This is a genomic window from Geobacillus sp. ZGt-1, assembly GCF_001026865.1.
Classification (GTDB): domain Bacteria; phylum Bacillota; class Bacilli; order Bacillales; family Anoxybacillaceae; genus Geobacillus; species Geobacillus thermoleovorans.
The window spans coordinates 66,678-69,218 of record NZ_LDPD01000008.1; the positions used below are offsets into that span (position 1 = coordinate 66,678).

Here is a 2,541-nt window from a genome sequence, read left to right on the forward strand (position 1 = left end):
CCGCGCAGATGGGCTATCTGCCTGGGACGCTTTGGATTGTGATCGGCGTTGTGCTCGGCGGAGCGGTGCAAGACTTTGTCATTTTGTTCGCTTCGATGCGCCGCAACGGGAAGTCGCTCGGCGAAATGATTAAGGAAGAAATGGGTCCGGTGACGGGCTTTATCGCAGCGCTTGGCATTTTGGGCATTATGATTATTTTATTGGCCGTATTGGCGCTCGTTGTCGTGAAAGCGCTTGTCGGAAGCCCGTGGGGGATGTTTACGATCGCCGCGACGATTCCGATTGCGATTTTGATGGGCATTTACATGCGCTTCATCCGTCCAGGGCGCGTCGCTGAGGCGTCGCTTGGAGGATTTGTGCTGTTGATTTTATCGATTGTGGCCGGGCAATACGTGGCCGAGCATCCGACGCTTTCGGCGATGTTTACGCTAAAAGGGGAAACGATCGCCATCTTAATGATCATTTACGGCTTCGTCGCTTCGGCGTTGCCGGTATGGCTGTTGTTGGCGCCGCGCGACTATTTGAGCACGTTCTTGAAAATCGGCACGATCGTCGGATTGGCGCTCGGCATTTTCGTCGTGACGCCGGACTTGCAAATGCCGGCAGTGACGAAATTTATCGATGGCACGGGGCCGGTGTTCGCAGGCGACTTGTTCCCGTTCTTGTTCATTACGATCGCTTGCGGAGCGGTGTCCGGTTTCCACGCGCTCGTTTCGTCCGGTACAACGCCGAAGATGATTGAGCTTGAAAGCCATGCGCGGCCGATCGGTTACNGCGCGATGCTGATGGAGTCGTTCGTCGCTGTCATGGCGATGGTGGCGGCTTGCGTCTTGACGCCAGGGGCGTATTTTGCCATCAACAGCCCGGCTGCTGTCATCGGAACNGATGTGGCGCAGGCGGCAAAAGTGGTATCGTCATGGGGCTTCACCGTCACGCCGGATATGCTTGCTCAGCTGGCCAAAGACGTCGGCGAGCAAACAGTATTGTCGCGCACGGGCGGGGCGCCGACGCTGGCGATCGGGATGGCGCACATTTTATCGAGCGTCATCGGCGGCAAGGCGCTTATGGCGTTCTGGTATCACTTTGCCATCCTGTTTGAAGCGCTGTTTATCTTGACGACGATTGATGCGGGCACGCGCGTCGGCCGCTTCATGATCCAAGACATTATGGGCACGTTCTACAAACCGCTCGGCAAAACGGATTCGCTTGCCTCGAACTTGATCGCAACAACCCTTTGCGTATTGGCATGGGGTTACTTCCTGTACCAAGGCGTTGTCGACCCGCTCGGCGGCATCAACACGCTATGGCCGCTATTTGGCATCGCCAACCAAATGCTTGCCGGCATCGCCTTGTTGTTTGCGACGACGGTTCTATTTAAAATGGGCAAAAAAGCGTATGTTTGGGTCACGCTCGTGCCGACGACATGGCTGCTTGTCGTGACGTTGACTGCGGGATACCAAAAGCTGTTCCACGAAAATGTCAAAATCGGTTTCTTGTCGCATGCGAAGATGTTCCAGGACAGCTTGAGCCAAGGAAAAATCTTGGCGCCGGCAACGAATGAGGCGCAAATGCGGCAAATTATTATGAACGACTACATTGACGCTACGCTGTGCGCCATTTTCATGCTTGTTGTGATCGCAATGCTTATTTCGGCGTTGAACATCTGGATCAAAGTGTTGCAAAACAAACATGTGCCGCTCAAGGAAGCGCCGTACGTGCCGCGCGATGGAGAAGGAGCGAAGCATTATGCCTAAATGGCTGCAAACGGTGTTGGCGTACCGCCGGCAGTTTCTTGACTTGCTTGTCGGTGTGCCGAGTTATGAAAAATATGTCGAGCATATGAAAACCCATCACCCTGGCGTGCCGATCAAGTCGCGGAAAGAGTTTTTCTGCGAGGCGCAAGAGGCGCGCTACAATGCCAAAGGCGGCAAAGTGTCGCGTTGCTGCTAGCGGACGGGAAGGAAGGAGGGGCGCGTTCCCTTCTTCCTTTTTTCTTCTTGTTCATTATCGCTGAGAAAATGTTCGGTTGGCGGCATGGTTTTTGTGAAAGACGTTGGGAGCGTTGGATCAACCCTCAGTGGAGAAAGGAGCTGTACATACGATGCGCATTCTGTTTGTCGGAGCGGGAGCGGTCGGCGGGTATTTCGGCGGCCGTCTTCTTGAAAAAGGGGTGGACGTAACGTTTCTTGTCCGCGAGCGAAGAAAACGGGAGATCGAAGAACGCGGGCTTGTCATCCACAGCGTCCATGGCGATGTGGTATTGGCGCCGAAATTGCTTGTTGCCGGCAAACCGGCCGAGCCGTTTGATCTTGTCGTGTTCTCAAGCAAAGCGTACCATTTAGACGGCGCCATCGCCGACGCGAAACCGTATGTTGGAGAGGCGACGATGATTTTGCCGTTGTTAAATGGCATGGCCCATATGGATGCGTTATGGGAGGCGTTCGGCCGCGAGAATGTCTTAGGCGGGCTTTGCTTTATCGAAACGACGTTAAACGAGAGAGGGGAGATCATCCAAACGAGCCCGGCGCATGAGATACGTTT

The 2,541-nt window shown here is 54.6% G+C and carries 3 protein-coding genes and 2 pseudogenes; all 5 read left to right on the forward strand.

Annotation, left to right across the window (positions count from 1 at the left end; all coding sequences use genetic code 11):
• Window positions 1–773: carbon starvation CstA family protein (locus VU18_RS18920; protein ID WP_304413643.1), on the forward strand; the 773-nt coding region annotated here is incomplete at both ends.
• 1 nt (window position 774) lies between these two features.
• Window positions 775–883, forward strand: a pseudogene (locus VU18_RS18925) (carbon starvation CstA family protein); the annotation flags it as partial.
• 1 nt (window position 884) lies between these two features.
• Window positions 885–1,754 (forward strand): annotated as a pseudogene (locus VU18_RS18930) (carbon starvation CstA 5TM domain-containing protein); the annotation flags it as partial.
• Window positions 1,747–1,950 (forward strand): YbdD/YjiX family protein, encoded by a 204-nt coding sequence (locus VU18_RS02530; RefSeq protein WP_042381782.1) that lies wholly within the window; start codon window positions 1,747–1,749, stop codon window positions 1,948–1,950. The pseudogene VU18_RS18930 and the gene VU18_RS02530, both read left to right, overlap by 8 nt.
• A gap of 151 nt (window positions 1,951–2,101) precedes the next feature.
• Window positions 2,102–2,541 (forward strand): 2-dehydropantoate 2-reductase N-terminal domain-containing protein (locus tag VU18_RS18935; RefSeq protein WP_047757620.1); only part of this gene is annotated, 440 nt, incomplete at its 3' end.

Excerpts from the sequence above, each read along its gene's own strand:
- VU18_RS02530 (WP_042381782.1), top strand. The coding sequence starts at position 1,747 with ATGCCTAAATGGCTGCAAACGGTGTTGGCGTACCGCCGGCAGTTTCTT.